This window comes from Methylosinus sp. R-45379 (assembly GCF_001644125.1).
Classification (GTDB): Bacteria; Pseudomonadota; Alphaproteobacteria; order Rhizobiales; family Beijerinckiaceae; genus Methylosinus.
Genome location: NZ_LUUM01000274.1, coordinates 73240 through 92985, shown reverse-complemented (window position 1 = coordinate 92985; position 19746 = coordinate 73240). Strand labels below are relative to the sequence as shown.

The window sequence follows — 19746 nt, the reverse complement described above, 5'->3', positions numbered from 1 at the left end:
CATATTGCTGCCGTATTGTCCGACGGCCGCATCGCTGCTAAGAGGCCGCCGTGTCACTGGTGAGGGTCGAGGCGTTTCGATGGCGGCGATGAAAATTCTCGCAGGCAACTCTAATCGCGCGCTCGCCGAGACGATCGCAGCCTATGTCGGCGTGCCTTTGTGTCGGGCGCAGGTGCGGCGCTTCGCCGATATGGAGGTCTTCGTCGAGATTCAGGAGAATGTGCGCGGGCAGGACACTTTCGTCGTCCAGTCGACCTCCGCGCCTTCGAACGATCATCTGATGGAGCTGCTCATCATGATCGACGCGCTGCGCCGCGCGTCGGCGCGCCGCATCACCGCGGTCATTCCCTATTTCGGCTATGCGCGGCAAGACCGCAAAGGCACGTCGCGCACGCCGATCTCGGCCAAGCTCGTGGCTAATCTCATCACCCGCGCGGGCGCCGACCGCGTGCTGACCGTCGATCTCCACGCCGGGCAGATTCAGGGCTTCTTCGACATTCCGACCGACAATCTCTTCGCGGCGCCGGTCATGGTGGCGGATATCAAATCGCACGCCAAAGTGCCCAATGCGATGGTGGTCTCGCCGGATACGGGCGGCGTGGTGCGCGCCCGCGCGCTCGCCAAGCGCATCGACGCGCCGCTGGCCATCGTCGACAAGCGCCGCGAGCGCGCCGGCGAATCGGAGGTGATGAACATCATCGGCGACGTCTCCGGCCGCAATTGCATTCTCGTCGACGATATCGTCGATTCGGGCGGCACTCTGTGCAACGCCGCCGAGGCGCTGCTGGCGCAGGGCGCGACCTCGGTCTCCGCCTATATCACCCATGGCGTGCTGTCCGGCGCGGCGGCCGAGCGCGTCGCTGCCTCCAAGCTGAAAGAGCTGGTGCTGACCGACACGATCGCGGCGACGCCCGCCGTGCAGGGAGCGCGCAACATCCGCTTCATCCCGATCGGTCCTCTGATCGGCGAGGCCATCGCCCGCACGGCGCGCGAGGAGAGCGTGTCGAGCCTGTTCGATTGATGGCGCGCGCCGCAGGGCGCGATCAAAGCGAAAGCCCTCGCTGACGCGAGGGCCGTCTGTTCCCGCGAGTGGACGAGAGAGCGCGCGCCGCGTCGAGAGTTTGTGAGCACATGATCGAGCCTGTTCCCGCACGCTTCAATCTCGCCCGCTATTGCATCGCCGATCACGCGCGCGTTCATCCCGACAAGACAGCGATCGTCATCGTCGGCGACGAGAGCGAGACGAGCTGGACCTATGGCGTGCTCGATCGCGACGTGCGCGCGCTCGCCGCCGGCTTTCGCGATCTCGGCCTTTCGCCCGGCGCGCGGGTGATGATCCGCATGGGCAATGAGGCCGGCGCGGTCCTCTCCTATTTTGCCGCCATCGCCGCCGGCTATGTCGCGCTGCTCGCCTCCTCGCAGCTCACTTTCGAGGAGGCCTCCTTCCTGCTGGAAGATTGCGGCGCGACCGCGCTGGTGCTCGGCCGCGATTTCGAGGGCGAGGCGCATTTGCGCGCCGGCGTCTTCGTCTTGCGCGGCGAGGATCTCGCGCGGCTGACGAAAGACGCGCCGCTGGACGAATACGCCGACACGGCGGCCGACGATCCCGCCTATCTCGTCTACACGTCCGGCACGACGAGCCGGCCCAAGGGCGTGCTGCATGCGCATCGCGCCGCCTGGGCGCGGCGGCCCATGTATTCGCATTGGCAGGGCCTTTCTGCGGCCGATGTGATGCTGCATGCCGGCGCGATGAATTGGACCTACACGCTCGGCGTCGGCGTGGTCGATCCGCTGGCCAATGGCGCCGCGGCGGTGCTCTACAATGGCCGCCCCGATCCGCAAGTCTGGCCGCGGCTCATTGCGCGCCATCGCGCGACCATCTTCGCCGCCGTGCCTGGCGTCTATCGCCAGATTCTCAAATATGCGGCGCTGGAGACGCATGATCTCTCGAGCCTGCGGCATGGCCTCACCGCCGGCGCCGCTCTGTCGCCGAGCCTGCTAGAGGAATGGCGCGCGCGCGCCAAGACCGAGCTCTACGAGGCCTTCGGCATGAGCGAGATTTCGACCTTCATTTCCAGCGCGCCGAGCGTTCCGGTGCGGCCGGGCTCGCCGGGTCGCCCGCAGCCGGGGCGCTTCGTCGCCGCTCTGCCGCGCGAGGAGGGGACCGAGCCGCTCGGCCTCGGCGAGACCGGTGTGCTCGCCGTGCGCCGCGACGAGCCGGGCCTGATGTTGCGTTATTGGAACCGGCCGGACGAAGAAAGGGAAGCCTTTCGCGGCGACTGGTTCGTCTCCGGCGATCTCGTCGAGTTCGACGCCGATGGCTATATGTGGCACCATGGCCGCGCGGATGAGGTGATGAACGCACTCGGCTATCGCGTCTCGCCGGCGGAAGTGGAGAAATGCCTGCTGGCGCATCCGCTCGTCGCCGACGCCGCTGTCGCGGAGCGTCCGGGCCGCGACGATCAGACGATCATCAAAGCCTATGTGATTTTGCGCGATGGCGCGACGCTGGGCGAGGAGGATATCCTCGCCCATTGCGCGGATCATCTCGCGGCCTATAAGCGGCCGCGACAGATCGTTTTTCTGGAGGCGCTGCCGCGCAATCGCAATGGCAAGCTCTTGCGCGCAGCTCTGCCCTGAGCCTTTCAGTCCCGAGCCTGGCGGCTCTGAACGTCAGGCCTTGCGGCGATCGCGCAGCGCGCGGGACGAGATGCTGGTGACGGGCGCGGCTTCGGCGTCGGCGTCATTGGAGGCGACCAGCGCGGGCTTCTCGAAGCTCTTGAAGGAGGCCTTTTCTTCCTTCGCGTTCACGGGCTTGCGCTCGGAACGGATCTCGGTCGATTCCGCCGTGCCGAACAGCACGCCGCCCTTCTCGACCTCGATCTCGCCATAGATCCACTTGCCTTCGACGCGGCCGGTGGAGCGCACGATCAGCAGCTGCTTGATGGTGATATCCGTGCCGATGCGGCCATAGATGTCCGCGTCGGAGACGGAGATCGCGCCATTGACGACGCCCGACGGGCCGACGATCAGCTGGCTGCAAGAGATCTCGCCATCGACGGCGCCGTCGACGACGATCGTGTCCTGCGCTTTGACGGAACCCGTCAGCGTCACGCCTTCTCCGATATAGACGACATTCTTTTCTTCAGGTCGGAAGTCTTTCATCACGGTGGTCTCCTTTGTTGCGCCGTTTACCGGCTTCTTGGAATTAGATTTTCTCGGAAACGGGAGCGACATAGCTGCGCAGCCCCGCGGCCTCGAAATTGGTCCATGAACGTTCGAGCCATGTGCGCACATAGCCGCGCAGGACGAAGGAGCGCGGACGATTTTCGGCGTTGCGCGCAGGCTCGTCGAACACGAAAGAGGAAAATGGCAGCCCGGTAAGCTCCACCGCCTCATAGGCGAGCGGATCGAGACGCGGCACGATGATCTCGCGGCTCGTATCGCTCTCGCCGAGATAGCGTTCGGAGAAGTGGGCGTTCTCTTGAAAAAAGTTGGAGGCGTTGATGAAGTTCTTGACGATGCGATACTCGCATTTGGTCTTGAAGGGTTCGACCTCCTCGAGCTCGGAGAGCGAGGCGACCGAGGCGCCGATGAGATGCAGCACCATCACACGCGCCTCGCCGCGCGACGCGGCGTCGAGCAGGCCGACATCCTCCATGAAGCGCAGCGTGCGCGTGAGCTGCCCCGCCTTTATGTCGACGATGGTGACGGCGCTGTGCTCGGTGAGGCTCTCGACGAGACGCGCCTGATGGCGCACGTCGCGAATGTCGATGATCTGCGCGATATCGGGATAGAAGCGCTTCAGCGCGCCGGTCGGCGATTGCGTGTCGTAGACTCGCACCGCGCGGTTCGCCAGCTGCAGGAAATCGATCAGCAGCCGCGTCACCGTCGTCTTGCCGACTCCGCCCTTGTCGGCTCCGACCAGAACGAGCGGCGATGCGAGCATTATGCTGATTCCTCGGAATGATAAACGCTACGCGTCTTGTGCGGACTCGTGACGGCACGCGACGCTGTGAGACGAAAGCTGTGAGAATCGCCTAGGCGATAGTACTTATTTCATATTGAGACAATTCGAGGTTACGGTCGCTTTGTCAATGCCGGCCCAGGGCCGAACGAAATTGAGCCGGGGATAAGAAACATATCCGAAATAACACACGCGATGGCGACGAGTCGATGCGTCGCATGCATCGCGTGGAGGCATTTTTTGGTTGGTCGATCGGTGCGCGCCCTACACAGCGACAGAGTGCCGCGCGACCTTCGCTTCGAGATAGGCGTCGAAGGCGGCGGCGGCGAGACGCGCGAAAGGACGACCGCGCGGCGCGATGGTGAGGCGGCGACCATCGAGCGCGACGAGGCCTTCGTCGATTAGCGTCGAAAGGCGCGGCACTGCGTCGTCGAAAGCGTCCTCGCGAAAATCATGCGCCGCGGCGACCGCGCCGAAATCCACTGAGAAATCACACATCAGTCGTTCGATCACGGCGCCGCGCGCTTTGTCTTCCGCGGTGAAGGCGAGACCGCGCGAGATGGGCAGGCGCTCCGCCTCGACGGAGCGGCGCCAATTGCCGGTGTCGCCGATATTGCCCACATAGCCCTGCGGCAGCCGGCCGATGGAGGACACGCCGAGGCCGATGAGCGCATCGGCCGCGTCGGTCGTGTAGCCTTGGAAATTGCGGTGCAATCGGCCTTCGCGCGCGGCCTGCGCCATCGTGTCCTGCGGCCGCGCGAAATGATCGAGGCCGATGGTCTCGAAGCCTTCGGCCTCCAGCGTCGCGCGCACCGCCTCCGCCTGCGCGAGGCGCTCGTTGGCGCCGGCGAGCGCGGCCTGATCGATCAGCTTTTGATGCACGGCGAACCAAGGCACATGCGCATAGCCGAAAACGGCGAGGCGGCTCGGCGAGAGGCCCACGGCGAGCTTGGCGGTGCGGATCACATCGTCGACGCTCTGCTCCGGCAGGCCGTACATCAGATCGAAATTGATCGCCTCGAGGCCGGCGGCGCGCAGCAGCGCGACGCAGCGCTCCACCACCTCATAGGGCTGCTCGCGGCCGGCGGCTTTCTGCACATGGCTGTTGAAATCCTGCACGCCGAGCGAGACGCGATTGACGCCCGACGCGACCAGCGCGTCGGCGAGCGCGGCGTCCACGAGACGTGGATCGAGCTCGATCGCATGCTCGACGTCGCGGGCGATGTCGAACTGCTCGCCGAGCACATGCGCCACCTCGCGAAAGCGCGAGGGACCGAGCATGCTCGGCGTGCCGCCGCCCCAATGGATCGAGCGCACATGGCGCGCCGGCGTCGAGGCCGCGACCAGCTCGATCTCGCGCAGCAGCGTCTCCTTATAGGAGGTGAGCGGCGCGTCCTGACGCAGCGCCTTGGTATGGCAGCCGCAATAGGTGCAGATCGCCGGGCAGAAGGGCACATGCAGATAGAGCGACAGATTGGTCGAAGGCGAGAGTTCGGCGAGCCAGCGCGCAGCCTGATCCGGCCCGATGTCCGCCGAGAAATGCGGGGCGGTGGGATAGCTCGTGTAACGCGGCGCCGAACGTTCGGCGAGAGCGAGAGAGGCGCTGGTCATCTTGCCGGCTCCAGTGTGGAGGAAGGCCGCGAACCCCGGCCTTTTGCTCGAGATTAGTCCTTTGGGGCGCGAGGCGCAAAAGCGCAAGACCGTCGGGCGGCGGAGCGGCCCGATTGTCGCGCCGCGACGGCCGGGTCAATGGCCGAGATAGAGCAATTCGTTAACGCGCCTTTTGCAAATATCGGATGTGGCGGAGCTTTAGGGACTGCGCATGAAAATCCTCGACAGATCGACCGCTGGCGCTTCGGCGCGCTCCGCCTCGCGACCGGCGCGCGGGCTGCGGCGCGGAGCAGAGGCGGAAGAAAGTGGGGAGGCGTTTTAATAAAACGCGCTGGTTCCGACGACGCCGTGCGTTTTTTTTGCCTCGAGGCTTGGTCGAGAGGCGTGCGCAGGGCAATATTCTTCCTCGATTCTCAATGCTCCTTGGAGCCTTCAATGTCGCTTTTTTATCGTTCTGCGAAGCTTCTCGCCTTCGTCGGCCTGACGTTCGTCGCCATAGAGGCCGCGCCCGCCCTAGCGGCGCCGCCCAGCGTCGCCGGCCGCTATGCGATCCTTCGCGCCGGCGACAAGGACACGGGCTGCATGCTGACGCTCGACGATCGCGCCCATGGGCCGGGCGGCTTCCGCGCCCAGCTGGCGCCGGCCTGCCGCGACCAAGGCGTGGTCATCTTCGATCCGGTGGGCTGGTCCATGGAGCGCGGCCGCCTCGCGCTCACCGCCCGCAAGGGCCATAAGGCGCATTTCGACCTCGAGGCTGATGGGCTCTGGCGACGCGACGCCAAGGAAGGCAAGGCGCTGTCGCTGCGCCGGCTCTGACGAAAAAAAGGCCCCCCGGAGGGGAGTCCGGGAGGCCTATACTCGCCGTCGCGCGAGAGGGGGCGGGGAGGCGGCGGCGGGCATCGGCGCCCCTGGCTGACCGGGCGCCGAATTCTGTTAATTCGCCGAATCTCTATTCGATCGCGTCAGTTGCAGACTTGCACGCGGCGATAGGCGACGACATTGCCCCAGTCGTCGAGGACGGGCTGATTGGCCGGATAGCAGCCGCCATAGCCATAGCCGCTGTAGCCGTAATAGGGCTGCGAGGCGGCGCCCGCGATCGCGCCGACCGCCAGAGCGCCGAGCACGCCGGCTGCGACCGGAGCGCCCCAGCCGTAGCCGCGATGGCCGCCGCGCCAGCCATAGCCGGCGTATCCGGGACGGCCCCAGCCGCCGCCATGGCCCCAGCCTCCGCCGTGGCCCCAACCGCCGTGATGGCCCCAGCCGTCGGCGAGAGCCGGAGTGGCGGCGCCGATGGTCGTCGCAGCAACGACGCCGGCGACCGCGAGTGCGGCGATTTTTGTGATCCTCGCGCCCATGGACGCTCTCCTTCGCTTCATTCGGCCGCGCCGAGCGCCGGCCGGAAATTCCTGATGACGAAGCAAAGGTTAATGCGGCGAAGCTGAACGGCGTATGGCCGCTTCGTTCATCTGGCCTTCAGGAAAGCGTCGAGAAAACGAATCAGTCGACGCGCTTCCAGCCGTCCATGCCCAGCCGCTCCTGCGGCAGGAAGCGGGCCTTATAGGCCATTTTGCGGGAACCATCGACCCAATAGCCGAGATAGAGATGCGGCAGCGCGGCGCGGCGCACCCGCTCCACATGGTCGAGAATCATGAAGGCGCCGAGCGAGCGCTCGTCCATCGAAGGATCGTAGAAGGAATAGACCATCGACAGGCCGTCGGCGAGATAATCGGTGAGGCAGCAGGCGACCAGCCGGCCCGGTCCGCCATTCTCGGCCGGCATGCGATATTCGATCAGCCGCGTCTCGACGTGGCTGTCCTCGACCATCATCTGATAGTCGACCATGCTCATATCGGCCATGCCGCCGTCATTGTGCCGCGCGCCCACATAGGCGCGGAACAGCGCATATTGCTCGCTCGCCGCATGGGGGCGGCGGGCCTCGGCGAAGAGATCCGCGTTGCGCCGCGCCACCCGGCGCAAACCTTTGGATTGCTGGAACTCTTCGACCTTCACGCGCACCGAGACACAGGATCGGCAGGTCTCGCAGGCCGGCCGATAGGCGATGGTCTGCGAGCGGCGGAAGCCCGATTGCGTCAAAGTGTCGTTGAGCGCCGGCGCGCGCCGGCCGATCAAATGGGTAAACACCTTGCGCTCGTCGCGCCCCGGGAGATAGGGGCACGGCGCCGGCGAGGTGAGATAGAATTGCGGCGCGTCGCGGGGCTCTCTCGTCACGCTGTCTGGTCCTGTCGCCGAATTCGATATACCGCACGCTCCGACGCCTTCCAGCGCGGACAGACCGCGATATTAGAATCGACGCCCGCGGCGCGCCAAGAATTTTTGCCCGCGGCGCGCCAAGAATTTTTCGCGTCCCGGCCTCAATCCGCCCGCCGCAAGACGATGACATCGGCCAGAATGTCGTGCAGGCAACGCTTGTCCGAGGTGATGAAGGTGACGAGCAGCAGCGGCGGGAACAGCCAGCTCACATAAAAGAGCACGCCCTGGACGGCCGCGTTGAGGAAGGGCGCCGGAGCGCCATCGGCGAGCCGCACCTCGAGGTCCATGGCGCGCATTCCCGGCGTCGCCCGCCGCCAGCCGGAGACGGTGAGGCCGTTGTAGAAGAAGGCGACCACCGGAAACAGCGGCGGCAGCAGAAAGGCCGAGAGGCCGAAGCTCAGCACCAGCAATCCGAGCCACAGACCCGCCGACAGCAGCGCCACGACAAAAAAATCGAGGCAGAGGGCGAGAATGCGGCGCGTGCGCACGCCGGCGAGCGCCTCCCGCGGCGGCAGGCCCGGCGAGACCGGATAGAGGCGGCCGTCGCCGCCGGCGTCGTACATTTGCGTATCCTCTCCCCTTCTGCGGGTTTTGCGGGCTTGATGTCGGGGACGAGGGGGCGGGCGTCAAGCTCGGACGGGAGGAAAGCGGGGATTATTTCCGAGCGCGCTTGACGGCGAGGTCTGCGGCTTGGCATGCCTCGCCTTCGTCCTGGACATGGACGCCTGGATTGGACGCCGCGCGGCTCCCCCCCCAGAGCGCCGAAGTTCCCCCGAGCCCTTTAGGAGAAGATCATGGCCAGCAACAGGGTCGCCGCCCGAGAGATGGAGGCCAGCGCCGGGATCGATCCGACCGGCGAAGTGAATGGGGGGCATTTGCGCTCCTTCATCGAGCGCATAGAGCGGCTCGAGGAGGAGAAGCGCGCCATCTCCGACGATATCAAGGACGTCTATGGCGAGGCCAAAAGCACCGGCTTCGATCCCAAAATCATGCGCAAGATCGTCTCGCTGCGCCGCCAGGACAAGCATAAGCGGGCGGAAGAGGAAGAGATTCTCGAACTCTATATGGCCGCGCTGGGCGATTGAGCCCTCAGTCTCGAGCTTCGCTGGTAAGCCTCCGTTAACCATAACTCCTTAACGCTCGTTTCCATCGCGCCCGCTTCGACCGGGCGTCCGCGCGAGGGAACGAGTGGCTTCCGCCAAGTTTCAGAGCCGCGCCGCGGCAACGACGCTGATCGCCCTGTCGCTGGCTGCGCCGGCGGCGGTGGCCCCGTCGCGTCCGGCCGCCGGCCAGACGCTCTCGCCCTCCTCGCTCGATATCACCCCGCTGCGCGATCTGCCGACGGTCCCCTCCATTCCGGGGCTGGGCGCCGCGCCGCCCTCGGTCTCACAGCCGATGACGCAGGAGCGCCGGGCCGCGCCGGAACTCTCCTCCGGCGCGCCGAACTACGGTCTGCCGCGCGTGCGCGCCCGCCTGCCCAGGCCCAATCCGCCGCCGGCCCCCTTGAAGCCGCCGCCGCTCTCCCCGGCGCATCCGCTGCCGCCGCTCGAGGCCTATAAGACCTCGGTCCAGGCCAAGGCCAAGATCAAGCGCCAGGCCAAGCTGCGCATGCGCGGCTTCCGCGGCGCGCTGGACCTGCCGGCCGAGCGGCCGCCGCCGCCCAATGTCGCGCTTCCGGCGCAGATTCCGGCGAAGCCGAAGCTGCGCATCGACGCCAATCCTTATGCGCCGCTCGGCCTCGGCGTCGGCTCGCTGCGCCTCTACCCCTATGCCGAGCCGACCTATGGCTATGACACCAACCCGAATCGCCTGACCTCCGGCTACCAGGGCTCGAAATTTTTCCGCGTCGACGCCGGCCTGCGCTTGCGCTCGGAATGGAGCCGCGACGAGATTCAGGGGAATCTGCGGCTCGGCTATGTGGATTATTTCAGCGTCGACAACGCCGATCGGCCCGATGGCGTCGGCGATGCCTTCTATCGTTGGGACGTCGCGCGCGACACCAAGGTGAAATTCGAGGGCAAGTTCACGCTCGATTCGCAGCGCCCGGGCGCGCCGGGCCTCGTCACCAGCCTGCCCAATGTCACGGTCGTCAATCGGCCGCTCATCGTCTCGCTGGGCACGGCGGCCGGCGTGACGCAGAGCTTCGGCCGGCTGGATGTGACGATGCGCGGAACCTTCGACCGCTGGATATTCCAGAACGCCTATTACAATGACGGCTCGACGCTCAATCTGATGAGCACGAGCTATAATGATCCGGGCATCAATCCGCGCATCTCCTATGAGCTCACCCCGTCGATGAAGCCCTATGTCGAGGCGACGCTCGACAAGCGCGTCCATGACAGCTGGCTCGACCCTTATGGCTATGCGCGCGACAGCACCGGCGTCTCCGGCCGCGCCGGCAGCACGTTCAAGATCACCGATCTCGTCACCGGCGAGGCCTCGGGCGGCTATGCGCAGCGCGACTATGCCGATCCGCGCCTGCCGCGCTTGCGCGGGCCGATCATCGACGCCGCCATCATCTATACGGCGACGCCGCTCACCACGATCACGCTGCGCGCCGGAACGACGCTCTCCGAGACGACGCTGCAAGGGGCGGCGGGCGTGCTCTCGCGCAATGTCACCTTCGATGTGACGCATGCGATGTTCCGCAATTTCACCATCACCACGACCGGCAGCTATCAGACCAATAATTACCAGGGCGCGGATACGTTCGAGCAGGTCGGCACGGCGGGCGTGAAGCTCGAATACAAGCTCACCCGCTCCATCTCTATCAAAGGCAGCTATTTCTGGCAGCGCCTCGTCAGCTCGACAGCCAATTCCAATTTCACCGCCAATGTCATCATGGGCGGGCTTCGCTTCGAGCCGTAGAGCGCTTTCCGATCGAACGGAATCGTTCGATCGATCAGAATTCGCTCCCAATAGAGAAATGAGAGCGTTATCCGATCCGATTGGATCGGATAACGCTCTCGCGGCGCTCTTGCTCGGCCCATTTCACGCGGCCGACCTCGAGGCCCCAGACGGCGCCGAGATAGATGAAGAAATAGCGCCAATGGTCGATGTCGATCTGCAGCGCCTGCAGAAAGAACACGAACATCGCCGACCAGATGAGCTGCCCGTGCCGCAGATAGGGCGAGCGCGTCAGCGACAGGCGGAAGCCGACGAAGGTCGTCGTCAGCACGAGGCCGAGAAAGGCGAAGCCGCCGAGCCAGCCATTGGAGGCGAAAGCGTTGATGTAGCTATTGTGCGGCTCCAGCCCGAAGATGAGGCGAAAGCGCAGCGGCCCCATGCCGTTGGGCCGCTCTACCAGCATGGGCAGCGAGCGTTTCTGATTGCCGAAGCGGCCCGTCGGGCCTTCGTCATAATCCTGCGTCGCCGAGGCGCGCTTGAAGAAGAACTCGCGCACCGAGGGCTCGGTGAGCGCCGCGCCGACGCCCACCACGACCACGCCGACGACGGCGAGCGCCATGAAGCCGATGCGCATGCGCATCTTGCGCGAATCGGCGGTCATCACCGACATGATCGTCATCAGCGCGATGGACACCACCGCCGCGCCCCAGGAGCCGCGCGAGAAGGAGGTGAACAGCGCCGCGCCCGAGAGCGCAAGGCCGGCGAGCGTCACCGGCCAATAGGCCCAGCGGCCGAGCAGCAGGCGCTGCACGAAATAGAGCACGCCCGGCACCATATAGGAGCCGAGCACGTTGGGATCCTTGAAGGGCGCCATGGCGCGGCCGTCGAGCGTCATCGTCAACGGATTGCCGAACAGGCCGGCCCAGGAGCCGACAGCGATGACGGCCGCGAGCATGCAGCTCGCCGCATAGCCGCTCATGCAGAGATCGAAGCGCTTCGACGTGTTCTCCGAGAAGAACAGCATATAGAAGACGCCGGTCGTCGAGATGAACAGCGTATGCGTCATGAACTCGACGGGATCGGGCTCGTTCCAATAGGGAATGAGCGAGATGTAGCCGCCGAGCGCCCATAGCACGAGCAGGGCGACGCCCGGCAGAACGGCGCGATGAACGCGCACGCCGCCCAGCACCCAGACGATGAGCGTCAGCAGAATGAGCCCGTCATAGGGCGAGGGCTCGATGAACACCACCGAGCCGGAAAAGGCGGTGATCCAGAACAGCGCGTTGAGCAGCCGCGGATAGTTCAGAGTCCAGCGAGGCTGTGGCGCGGCCGCCGCGGCCTCGGTCATCGCTTGTCCCATATCGGAACGATCCAGGATGTCGCGCGCCTTGGGGCGCGACGCGCGCGAGGTGAGGACGGCGCCTTGTGAATTTGCTAGCCTCGTCATGGTTAAGAAAGCGTGACCTGAACTTGATAGCGAAGCGACATCATGCGCCCTTGCCGGCCCGCGATGAAACAGCTTCGCTTCTTCCGCTCCCCGCCCGAATCGGGAATTTGCAAGAGATGAACCAGCGATTTTCGGCGACGCGCCTCCTGCATGAGAAGCAGCTCGACGGCGCGCTGCTACGCGCCGCGGAGGCCGAGGGCGAGGCGGTTCTCGTTTCCCTGCACAGCTCGCGCGCGGGGTTGAACGTGCGCGAGGCGGCGCATCGGCTGCGGCGCGTCGGGCTCAACCGCATCGCGCATGAGCGGCGCCCGAGCGTGATGCGCGAGATCGCCGGCAGGGCGAAGAATCCGCTCAACGCGCTGCTGCTCGCCCTCGCCGTCGCCTCTTACGCGCTCGGCGATCTGCGCGCTTCGGTCGTCATCGCCGCAATGGTGGTGCTGAGCGTCGGCCTCGCCTTCTTCCAGGAGCATCGCTCCAACGAGGCCGCCGCGCGCTTGCAGGCGATGGTGCGCACGCATGCTTCCGTGCGAAGGCCGGGCGCGCATACGGCGGATAATTTCGTCGAGGAGCCGATCGAACGGCTCGCGCCCGGCGACATCGTGCGCCTCTCCGCCGGCGACATGATTCCCGCCGATCTGCGCCTGCTGGAGGCCAAGGACCTTTTCGTCAATCAATCGGCGCTGACCGGCGAATCCATGCCGGTGGAGAAATTCGCGCATGCCGCGCCGGCGAGCGATCCTTTCGCCGCGCAAAATCTCGCGCTGATGGGCGCGAATGTTGTCAGCGGCTATGCGACGGCAATCGTCATCGAGACGGGACGGCGCACATGCCTCGGCGCGCTCGCCGACAAAATGGCCGGCGCGCGCGTCGAGACGAGCTTCGACAAGGGGCTGACGCGCTTCACTCTGCTGATGGTCTTCTTCATGGCGGTGATGGCGCCGGCGGTGTTCGTCATCAATGGCGTCACCAAGGGCGACTGGCTGGAGGCGCTGCTCTTCGCCGTCTCCGTCGCCGTGGGCCTCACGCCCGAAATGCTGCCGATGATCGTGACGGTCAATCTCGCCAAGGGCGCGATCGCCATTGCCAGCAAGAAAGTGATCGTGAAGCGGCTCAACTCCATCCAGAATTTCGGCGCGATGGATGTGCTCTGCACCGACAAGACCGGAACGCTGACGCAGGACCGCATCATATTGAAGCGACATCTCGACATATTCGGCGAGGAGTCGGATCGCGTTCTCGAATTCGCCTTTCTCAACAGCCATTTTCAATCGGGCTTGAAGAATTTGCTCGATCGCGCCGTGCTCGACCATCACGAATTGGCGACCGCGCTGCGACCCGATCATCAATTCGAGAAGATCGACGAAATTCCCTTCGATTTCGAGCGGCGCCGCCTTTCCGTCGTCGTGCGCCGCGATGACGGACCGCATTTGCTCATCTGCAAAGGCGCGGTGGAGGAGCTGTTCGCCATTTCGGCGCGCTATGAGACGGAGAAAGACTGCGGCGCGCTCGATCCGTCGCATCTCGAGGCGGCGCAGCGCGAGACGGAGGAGCTGAACGCCGACGGTTTCCGCGTCGTCGCCGTCGCCTATAAGGAGCTGCCGCCGGAGCAGACGAGCTTTTCGGTCGCCGACGAGACCGCGCTGACGTTGCTCGGCTATATCGCTTTTCTCGATCCGCCCAAGGAGAGCGCGGCGCCGGCCATAGCGGCGCTCGCCAAAGCCGGCGTCGCGGTGAAGATCTTGACCGGCGATAATGACATTGTGACGCGCAAGATCTGCAAGGATGTGGGGCTCGAGGTCGGACGCATCGCGCTCGGGTCCGAGATAGAGTCGATGAGTGATGAAGACTTGTCGACGCTGGCGGCGGAGGCAAGCGTTTTAGCCAAGCTGTCGCCGCCGCAAAAGGCGCGGGTCATTGATGCGTTGCATCGCAAGGGCCATGTCGTCGGCTATCTCGGCGACGGCATCAATGACGGGCCGGCGCTGAAGGCGGCCGATGTCGGCATTTCCGTCGACACGGCGGTCGACGTCGCCAAGGAGACGGCCGATATCATTTTGCTCGAGAAGAGCCTCGCCGTGCTCGGCGATGGCGTGCTCGAGGGCCGCAAAGTGTTCGCCAACATCAACAAATATATCAAGATGGGCGCGAGCTCGAACTTCGGCAATATGTTCAGCGTGCTCGGCGCGAGCGTGTTCCTGCCCTTTTTGCCGATGACGCCGATTCAGGTGCTCACCAATAATCTGCTCTATGATTTTTCGCAGACGGCGATCCCGACCGATAATGTCGACGCCGAATATCTCGAGCGGCCGCGCCGCTGGGACATAGACAATATCGCCAAATTCGTGCTCTGCGTCGGGCCGATCAGCTCGATCTTCGATTATGCGACTTTCGCGCTGATGATCTACGGCTTCGGCGCCTTGGCCGATCCGGCGCTGTTCCAGAGCGGCTGGTTCGTCGAATCGCTGCTGACGCAGACGCTCATCATCCACATCATCCGCACAGCGCGGATTCCCTTCATCGAGAGCCGCGCGAGCAATGCGCTGCTGCTGACGACGCTCGTCGTCTGCCTCATCGGCGCGGCGCTTCCCTTTTCGCCGATCGCCGGCGTCTTCGGCTTCACGCCGCTGCCGCCGCTCTATTGGCCGGCGATTTTCTCATTCCTGATCTGCTATTCGGTGCTGGCGCATTTGGTGAAGAGCTGGTTCGTGAAGAAATGGGGAATGTGATGAGCGCGAAGTCATTTGCGAAATCTCGGTGCGCGACTCCTTCTCCCGCTCGCGGGAGAAGGCGGCCCGACGTAGTCGGGTCGGATGAGGGCTCGCTGCGAATGACAGCGAAAATGACGAGTAATCCGAATGCGGTCGTGAGCCCTCATCCGACCCTCGCTGACGCGAGGGCCACCTTCTCCCACAAGTGGGAGAAGGGGCGCGCGTTCTGCGAGATTTCGGGAGCCCTCGGATCATGACATTCGGCGCGCAGGAAGAGACCGTCCGCTTTCTCATGGCGCAGGGCGAGGACGCGCGGACGATCGTAACGCACATCTCGATCGTCGTGCTGACGAAGGAGCGCGTCTATAAGCTCAAGCGCGACGTCGTCTTCCCCTATCTCGATTTTCATACGCCGCAGATTCGCTCGGCGATGTGCGAGCGCGAATACGCGCTCAACCGCCGCACGGCGCCGCAGCTCTATCTCGCCGTGCGCCGCATCACGCGCGGGGGCGATGGCGCGCTGTGTTTCGACGGCGATGGCGCGCTCATCGACGCCGTCGTCGAGATGCGGCGCTTCGAGGAAGAAAATCTCCTCGATAATCTCGCCGTCGCCAGCCGTCTCTCTGCGCCGCTCGTCGAGCGTCTCGCCGCGCGCATAGCGCAATTTCACGATGGCGCGGAAGTGATCGAAGGGCGCGGCGGCGCTTTGGTCATGGCCTCGCTGCTCGATCTCGGCGATGCGAGCTCGCTCGCCAAATCGCCCGTTGTCTCGGCGCAGGAGCGCCGTGCGCTCGCCGATGAGCTGCGCGCTGTGGCGCAGACGCATGGCGCGCTGCTCGATCGTCGGCGCGACGCCGGCAAGGTGCGGCGTTGCCATGGCGATCTCACCCTGCGCAACATCTGCCTCGTCGACGGCGAGCCGACGCCATTCGATTGCATCGAATTCTCCGACGATCTTGCGACGATCGATGTTCTCTACGACCTCGCTTTTCTGCTGATGGATCTGCGCCGGCGGGGACTGGATGCGCTCGCCGCTTTCGCGCTCAATCGCTATCTGGATAATTGCGACGAGGTGGAGGGGCTACCGCTGCTGCCCTTTTTCATGGCTCTGCGCGCTGCGATCCGCGCCGATGTCGCCGCCGCGCGCGCGCTCGACGCCGACGCAGATCATGCTGCCCTGAACGAGGAGACGCGCGATTATTTCGATCTCTCGCGCGCGCTTCTGCGGCCCGCGACGCCGCGCATCGTCGCGATCGGCGGGCTCAGCGGCTCCGGCAAGTCCAGCGTCGCGGCGGCTTTGGCTCCGCTCGTCGGCGCCGCGCCCGGCGCGCGAACGCTCAACAGCGATCGATTGCGCAAAAAGCTGTTCGGCGTTGCGCCTACATCGCCGCTGCCGCAGGAGGCCTATACGGCGGCCGTTTCCGCGCGGGTCTATGAGGCGATGCAGAATGAGGCGTCGCGCGTCGCCTCTTTCGGCTGGTGCGTCATCGTCGACGCCGTTTATGCGCGCGAGAGCGAGCGCGATGCGCTGGAGGAGGCGGCGAAGCGCGTGGGCGTTCCTTTCGCGGGCTTTTGGCTCGAGGCGGATGGGCCGCTTCGCGTGTCCCGCGTCGGCGCGCGGCAGGGCGATGTGTCGGATGCGACGCAGGAGATAGCGGCGCGGCAGCGCAATTATGATCTCGGCGAGATGCGATGGACGCGAGTCGATGCTACGCACGAGGTGGGTGTGATCGCGCAGGAGATCGCCGCGCGACAGCCCTCTCTGCAGCCCTCTCCCGCTTTGCAGGAGAAGGAGTAGGCCTCACGGAATCAGCACCGCCGCGCCTTGCAGACGCCCCTCGCGCAAATCCGCGAGCGCTTCATTGGCCGCAGTCAGCGGATAGCGCACGACATGCGTGTCGATTCCAATCTGCGGCGCGAGCGCCAGAAATTCGCGCGCGTCCTCGCGCGTGAGATTGGCGACGGAGACCAGCCGGCGCTCCTCCCACAGCAGCGAATAGGGAAAAGCGGGAATGTCGCTCATGTGAATGCCGCCGCAGACGACGATTCCGCCTTTGCGCACCGCTGCGAGCGCGCGCGGAACCAGCGCGCCGACGGGCGCGAAGATGATCGCGGCGTCGAGCTTTTCCGGCGGCGTGTCGTCGGAGCCGCCGGCCCAGACGGCGCCGAGCGAGAGCGCGAAATCGCGCGCCGCCACATCGCCGGGGCGCACGAAGGCGAAGATGCGCCGCCCCTGCGCGATCGCGACTTGCGCGACGATATGCGCCGCGGCGCCGAAGCCGTAAATGCCGATATCGCGCGCGTCGCCGGTCATCTTCAGCGAGCGCCAGCCGATGAGCCCGGCGCAGAGCAGCGGCGCCAGAGCCGCCGCATCGCCATCGGACGGCATCGGGAAGCAATAGGAAGCGTCGGCGACCGTATGCGTGGCGTAGCCGCCGTCGCGCGTGTAGCCGGTGAAGAGCGGATCGTCGCAGAGATTCTCGCGGCCGCTGGAGCAATAGGGGCAGCAGCCGCAAGTGCGGCCGAGCCAGGGGACGCCGACTCGCTCTCCAACAGCGAAGCCCGTGACGCCGGCGCCGATCGCCGCCACGCGGCCGACGATCTCATGGCCAGGAACGATCGGCAGTTTCGGATGCTCGAGCTCGCCGTCGACGACATGGAGATCGGTGCGGCAGACGCCGCAGGCCTCGACCTCGAGCAGCAATTCGCCGGGGCCGGGGCGGGGCAGGGGGCGGCGCTCGGCTTCCAGCGGCGTTCCCGGCCGCCGCAGGACCATGGCGGTTGTTTCCGTCATGCGCCGGCGATCCTCTTGGAGAAGAACATGCGGCTATGGCCGGGCGGAAAATCGGCGATCTCGCCGAAGCGGGTGAAGCCGAAGCGCTCATAGAGCGCCGCCGCGCGCGGATCGAAACTGTCGATATAGAGGCCGAGGCAGGCGCGCGCACGGGCTTCCGCCTCCGCGCGGCGCAGCAGGGCGGTCCCGAGACCTATGCCGCGACGCTCCGGCGCGACCCATAAGTGCCTTATATAGAGCCAGCGCCAGTGCGAGACGCCGTTGAGCCCGCCGATCAGCGCGCCCTTCTCGTCATGGGCGATGATGGAGAAGGGCGCCTCGTCGCGGGGGCGGAAGCTCGCGGCGATCTCGCCGCCGAGCGCCGCCGCGACGGCCGGGCTCTCGCGGGCGAGATCGTGGAAGACGACGGCGAGCGTCTCCGCGGCGGGTGTGGTTTGGGCAAGCGGTTTATCGGGAGGAGCTTTTTCGATCATGGACCATCTCCCGCAAAGGAGCGCTGCGGCTTTATTCTGGGCGCTCGCCGTTCTTCTCGCAATCGTCCCGTCCGCTCGCGGGCGGGAGACGGCGCGCCGTCTCGCGGATTATCGGCCTGTCTTTCTCGAATGCCATGGGCCGGCGGACGAGAAGCGCCTCGCCATTCGCCGCATGCGGCTCGACGGTGAGGCGGTCGCTCTGACGGTCGATCCGGCGACGCTGGAGACGCGCCTCGAGGCGGAGAGCGTCTGGCGCTGCCGGGAGACGACAGAGGCGGAGCAGAAGGACACGCGCTTTTTGCGCGCCTTGCGGCCGCGGCCGGGCGATCCAGACGAGCCGCGCCTCGCCGCCGCCGGCCGCAGCCTATCGATCAGCGCGGGGCTCGGCCATGGGGCGGGGGCGGGCTCTTTTCTGACCGGCGATCTCTGCCCGAGCCAGCGACCGCTCGACCGCGACTTTCTGCGCCGATTGGCCGAGCTCGCCCCCGGCGCGCCGGTCGCGCTCTCCGTGTCGGGGCTCTGGATCGAGCGCCATGGGGCGGATTTCGACTGGCTGATGGATGAGGCGGCGAGCGGAACGCTGCGGATCGACTGGGTCGGCCATTCCTACAGCCACCCTTATGTTCCCCGCCTCGCGGATGGGCAGAATTATCTGCTGCGGCCGGGCGTCGATCTCGACGCCGAGATTTTCCGGGTGGAGCGGCTGCTGATCGAGCGCGGCGCGACGCCCTCGGCGTTTTTCCGCTTCCCCGGCCTCGTCGCCGACGCGCGGCTGATGGAGGAGCTGCGCCGCCGTCATCTGATCGCGCTCGGCGCGGACGCTTGGCTGGTGCTGTCGCCGCCGCCGCGGGACGGCTCGATCGTGCTGGTGCATCCCAATGGCAATGAGCCGGCGGGGCTGCGGCTGTTCTCGAGACTGTTGGAGCAGGGCCGGCTGCCGCAGCCGTTCCGGCGGATCGAGGAGGCGCCGGAGTGAGCGCGTTTTGCAAAGCGTCTCGCGCTTTGTCATAATCATCGGCAAGGAGAACATGCGATGACAAGCAACCTTACGCTCGAGCGGGACCTGGAGAGCGCGATCGACCTTCTGGTGTCGAGCGGCCGCTATCACTCCAAGAGCGAGGTGATCCGCGAAGGAGTCCGGCTGCTTCAAGAGCGCGAAGACCGAATGGCGAAGCTGGACGCCGCGTTGCAGCGCGGCCTCGCCGACGCTCGAGCCGGTCGCACGCGTCCCGCCGACGAGGTGTTCGCCGAGCTTCGCTCGCGCTATGGCGGCCGAGCGGGTCCTCGCCAGGAATGAAGCTCGTCTTCTCGGCCGAGGCGCGCGCCGATCTTCTCCAGATCGGCGATTTTATCGCGCATGACAGCCCTGCGCGGGCGTTCACCTTCGTCGAAGAGCTCGAAGCGCGCTGCCGCGCATTGCCGGCGACGCCTCTGGCCTATCCTCTGCTCGCAGGTCGAGAAGCGAGCGGCATTCGCCGACTGGTCCGCGGCAATTATTTGATTTTCTATCAAGTCTTGGACGAGGCGGTGGTTGTCCTGCATGTCCTCTGGGGCGCCAGGGACTATGAGCCGCTGCTGGTTCCAAAGCGCTGATCTCGCCCTCTCGGGTAAGCTTCCCCTTACATTGA

19 protein-coding genes are annotated in these 19746 nt (G+C 65.7%); 10 read left to right on the top strand and 9 right to left on the bottom strand.

Annotated elements, in window-relative coordinates; all coding sequences use genetic code 11:
• Nucleotides 1-79 precede the first annotated feature (79 nt).
• A complete protein-coding gene (locus A1351_RS17690; RefSeq protein WP_083967402.1) occupies nucleotides 80-1021 on the top strand; it encodes a ribose-phosphate pyrophosphokinase in 942 nt (313 codons plus the stop codon).
• A 110-nt stretch (nucleotides 1022-1131) separates the two neighbouring features.
• A complete protein-coding gene (locus A1351_RS17685; protein ID WP_024880956.1) occupies nucleotides 1132-2640 on the top strand; it encodes an acyl-CoA synthetase in 1509 nt (502 codons plus the stop codon).
• A gap of 33 nt (nucleotides 2641-2673) precedes the next feature.
• On the opposite strand, the gene A1351_RS17680 is transcribed toward A1351_RS17685, so the two are convergent.
• The 3 genes from A1351_RS17680 to hemN all read right to left on the bottom strand — a co-directional run bounded on the left by A1351_RS17680 (nucleotide 2674) and on the right by hemN (nucleotide 5578).
• Nucleotides 2674-3165, bottom strand: coding sequence for a polymer-forming cytoskeletal protein (locus tag A1351_RS17680; RefSeq protein WP_024880955.1), 492 nt, complete (start codon nucleotides 3163-3165; stop codon nucleotides 2674-2676).
• 43 nt (nucleotides 3166-3208) lie between these two features.
• The gene (locus tag A1351_RS17675; RefSeq protein ID WP_024880954.1) at nucleotides 3209-3949 is read right to left on the bottom strand and encodes an ATP-binding protein; all 741 of its coding nucleotides are present in this window, start codon (nucleotides 3947-3949) and stop codon (nucleotides 3209-3211) included.
• A gap of 282 nt (nucleotides 3950-4231) precedes the next feature.
• Nucleotides 4232-5578, bottom strand: a complete 1347-nt coding sequence (hemN, locus tag A1351_RS17670) for an oxygen-independent coproporphyrinogen III oxidase (RefSeq protein WP_024880953.1) — start codon at nucleotides 5576-5578, stop codon at nucleotides 4232-4234.
• 435 nt (nucleotides 5579-6013) lie between these two features.
• Here hemN and A1351_RS17665 point away from each other — a divergent pair, with 435 nt between their 5' ends.
• A complete protein-coding gene (locus A1351_RS17665; protein ID WP_024880952.1) occupies nucleotides 6014-6394 on the top strand; it encodes an AprI/Inh family metalloprotease inhibitor in 381 nt (126 codons plus the stop codon).
• Nucleotides 6395-6540: 146 nt separating this feature from the next.
• Here the strand turns inward: A1351_RS17665 and A1351_RS17660 are convergent, their stop codons facing one another.
• The 3 genes from A1351_RS17660 to A1351_RS17650 all read right to left on the bottom strand — a co-directional run bounded on the left by A1351_RS17660 (nucleotide 6541) and on the right by A1351_RS17650 (nucleotide 8412).
• Nucleotides 6541-6933, bottom strand: a complete 393-nt coding sequence (locus tag A1351_RS17660) for a hypothetical protein (RefSeq protein ID WP_024880951.1) — start codon at nucleotides 6931-6933, stop codon at nucleotides 6541-6543.
• A 142-nt stretch (nucleotides 6934-7075) separates the two neighbouring features.
• A complete protein-coding gene (locus A1351_RS17655) occupies nucleotides 7076-7807 on the bottom strand; it encodes an arginyltransferase (protein ID WP_024880950.1) in 732 nt (243 codons plus the stop codon).
• A gap of 143 nt (nucleotides 7808-7950) precedes the next feature.
• Entirely contained in the window at nucleotides 7951-8412 is a 462-nt protein-coding gene (locus A1351_RS17650; RefSeq protein WP_024880949.1) for an RDD family protein, read from the bottom strand.
• Between the two features lie 261 nt (nucleotides 8413-8673).
• Between A1351_RS17650 and A1351_RS17645 the strand changes: the two genes are divergently transcribed.
• Nucleotides 8674-8934, top strand: coding sequence for a DUF2312 domain-containing protein (locus tag A1351_RS17645; protein WP_024880948.1), 261 nt, complete (start codon nucleotides 8674-8676; stop codon nucleotides 8932-8934).
• A 103-nt stretch (nucleotides 8935-9037) separates the two neighbouring features.
• Nucleotides 9038-10717, top strand: coding sequence for an outer membrane beta-barrel protein (locus tag A1351_RS17640; RefSeq protein ID WP_064033600.1), 1680 nt, complete (start codon nucleotides 9038-9040; stop codon nucleotides 10715-10717).
• Between the two features lie 67 nt (nucleotides 10718-10784).
• On the opposite strand, the gene A1351_RS17635 is transcribed toward A1351_RS17640, so the two are convergent.
• Complete coding sequence (locus tag A1351_RS17635) at nucleotides 10785-12056, bottom strand: O-antigen ligase (protein ID WP_245275806.1); 1272 nt, start codon at nucleotides 12054-12056, stop codon at nucleotides 10785-10787.
• Nucleotides 12057-12259: 203 nt separating this feature from the next.
• Here A1351_RS17635 and mgtA point away from each other — a divergent pair, with 203 nt between their 5' ends.
• On the top strand, nucleotides 12260-14869 hold the full coding sequence (mgtA, locus tag A1351_RS17630; RefSeq protein WP_245275805.1) for a magnesium-translocating P-type ATPase: 2610 nt from the start codon (nucleotides 12260-12262) through the stop codon (nucleotides 14867-14869).
• A gap of 235 nt (nucleotides 14870-15104) precedes the next feature.
• Nucleotides 15105-16649 carry an AAA family ATPase gene (locus A1351_RS17625; RefSeq protein ID WP_024880944.1) on the top strand — a complete coding sequence of 515 codons (1545 nt, stop codon included), beginning with the start codon at nucleotides 15105-15107 and terminating at the stop codon, nucleotides 16647-16649.
• A gap of 3 nt (nucleotides 16650-16652) precedes the next feature.
• Here the strand turns inward: A1351_RS17625 and A1351_RS17620 are convergent, their stop codons facing one another.
• A complete protein-coding gene (locus A1351_RS17620) occupies nucleotides 16653-17645 on the bottom strand; it encodes a zinc-dependent alcohol dehydrogenase family protein (protein WP_024880943.1) in 993 nt (330 codons plus the stop codon).
• Nucleotides 17642-18118, bottom strand: coding sequence for a GNAT family N-acetyltransferase (locus A1351_RS17615; protein WP_064033599.1), 477 nt, complete (start codon nucleotides 18116-18118; stop codon nucleotides 17642-17644). The genes A1351_RS17620 and A1351_RS17615 overlap by 4 nt, the downstream gene beginning before the upstream one ends.
• On the opposite strand from A1351_RS17615, the gene A1351_RS17610 reads away from it, so the two are divergent.
• From A1351_RS17610 to A1351_RS17600, 3 genes are read left to right on the top strand one after another with little or no spacing between them, the layout of a single operon-like run.
• Entirely contained in the window at nucleotides 18117-19094 is a 978-nt protein-coding gene (locus tag A1351_RS17610) for a hypothetical protein (protein WP_064033598.1), read from the top strand. The two genes, A1351_RS17615 and A1351_RS17610, sit on opposite strands and share 2 nt — an antisense overlap.
• Before the next feature lie 57 nt (nucleotides 19095-19151).
• Complete coding sequence (locus tag A1351_RS17605) at nucleotides 19152-19415, top strand: type II toxin-antitoxin system ParD family antitoxin (protein WP_064033597.1); 264 nt, start codon at nucleotides 19152-19154, stop codon at nucleotides 19413-19415.
• Nucleotides 19412-19711 (top strand): type II toxin-antitoxin system RelE/ParE family toxin, encoded by a 300-nt coding sequence (locus A1351_RS17600; protein WP_064033596.1) that lies wholly within the window; start codon nucleotides 19412-19414, stop codon nucleotides 19709-19711. Before A1351_RS17605 ends, A1351_RS17600 begins: the two co-directional genes overlap by 4 nt.
• Nucleotides 19712-19746 lie beyond the last annotated feature (35 nt).

Coding starts and splice junctions, on each gene's coding strand:
- A1351_RS17690 (WP_083967402.1), top strand. CDS start 80: ATGGCGGCGATGAAAATTCTCGCAGGCAACTCTAATCGCGCGCTCGCC.
- A1351_RS17685 (WP_024880956.1), top strand. CDS start 1,132: ATGATCGAGCCTGTTCCCGCACGCTTCAATCTCGCCCGCTATTGCATC.
- A1351_RS17680 (WP_024880955.1), bottom strand. CDS start 3,165: ATGAAAGACTTCCGACCTGAAGAAAAGAATGTCGTCTATATCGGAGAA.
- A1351_RS17675 (WP_024880954.1), bottom strand. CDS start 3,949: ATGCTCGCATCGCCGCTCGTTCTGGTCGGAGCCGACAAGGGCGGAGTC.
- hemN (WP_024880953.1), bottom strand. CDS start 5,578: ATGACCAGCGCCTCTCTCGCTCTCGCCGAACGTTCGGCGCCGCGTTAC.
- A1351_RS17665 (WP_024880952.1), top strand. CDS start 6,014: ATGTCGCTTTTTTATCGTTCTGCGAAGCTTCTCGCCTTCGTCGGCCTG.
- A1351_RS17660 (WP_024880951.1), bottom strand. CDS start 6,933: ATGGGCGCGAGGATCACAAAAATCGCCGCACTCGCGGTCGCCGGCGTC.
- A1351_RS17650 (WP_024880949.1), bottom strand. CDS start 8,412: ATGTACGACGCCGGCGGCGACGGCCGCCTCTATCCGGTCTCGCCGGGC.
- A1351_RS17645 (WP_024880948.1), top strand. CDS start 8,674: ATGGAGGCCAGCGCCGGGATCGATCCGACCGGCGAAGTGAATGGGGGG.
- A1351_RS17635 (WP_245275806.1), bottom strand. CDS start 12,056: ATGGGACAAGCGATGACCGAGGCCGCGGCGGCCGCGCCACAGCCTCGC.
- mgtA (WP_245275805.1), top strand. CDS start 12,260: ATGAACCAGCGATTTTCGGCGACGCGCCTCCTGCATGAGAAGCAGCTC.
- A1351_RS17625 (WP_024880944.1), top strand. CDS start 15,105: ATGACATTCGGCGCGCAGGAAGAGACCGTCCGCTTTCTCATGGCGCAG.
- A1351_RS17620 (WP_024880943.1), bottom strand. CDS start 17,645: ATGACGGAAACAACCGCCATGGTCCTGCGGCGGCCGGGAACGCCGCTG.
- A1351_RS17610 (WP_064033598.1), top strand. CDS start 18,117: ATGGACCATCTCCCGCAAAGGAGCGCTGCGGCTTTATTCTGGGCGCTC.
- A1351_RS17615 (WP_064033599.1), bottom strand. CDS start 18,118: ATGATCGAAAAAGCTCCTCCCGATAAACCGCTTGCCCAAACCACACCC.
- A1351_RS17605 (WP_064033597.1), top strand. CDS start 19,152: ATGACAAGCAACCTTACGCTCGAGCGGGACCTGGAGAGCGCGATCGAC.
- A1351_RS17600 (WP_064033596.1), top strand. CDS start 19,412: ATGAAGCTCGTCTTCTCGGCCGAGGCGCGCGCCGATCTTCTCCAGATC.